Source organism: Halopseudomonas sp., from assembly GCF_036961105.1.
GTDB lineage: Bacteria > Pseudomonadota > Gammaproteobacteria > Pseudomonadales > Pseudomonadaceae > Halopseudomonas.
In genome coordinates, this window is record NZ_JBALWW010000069.1 from 1 (window position 1) to 541 (window position 541).

Below are 541 nucleotides of genomic sequence, written 5' to 3' on the forward strand. Positions count from 1 at the left end.
TATCAGGGGCCGCCCAAGCCACAAGCACTGTTAACAGGCCAATAAAGGCCAAGCATATTCCCAATGTTTGTCGCATCATCCCTGCACCCTCACCATGAAGACAGCACCTATTAAATAGTGTCTACAAAAACGTTATTGCCAGAAACAGCAGCAACCAGGTAAACAGTCCAGCCACCAGGTCATCCAGCATAATACCTACGCCACCGCCCACTTGCTTATCGAGCCAACCAATGGGCCAGGGCTTCCAGATATCAAAGAGTCGAAATAAAACAAAACCTGCCACCATCCATGTCCATGTCACCGGCACAGCCGTCATAGCCAACCAAAAACCAGCGATTTCATCCCAAACAATACCCTGATGGTCATGAACACCCAAATCACTGGCCGTCTTTCCGCAAAGGTAAAAGCCACCAATTGCCGCCACTGCCACTATCAACAGGTAGATAGTTAATGGCATTGTTGCCAACATTGGCCACAGCAATAGTGCCACCAAGGTACCTGCTGTACCGGGAGCCTTTGGAGAAAGGCCGCTCCCAAAACC

At 49.9% G+C, this 541-nt stretch carries 1 protein-coding gene; it reads right to left on the minus strand.

Annotated features, from left to right (window positions below; genetic code table 11):
- Nucleotides 1-121: 121 nt before the first annotated feature.
- Nucleotides 122-541 (minus strand): phosphatidylglycerophosphatase A family protein (locus tag V7756_RS19035; protein WP_335611767.1); only part of this gene is annotated, 420 nt, incomplete at its 5' end.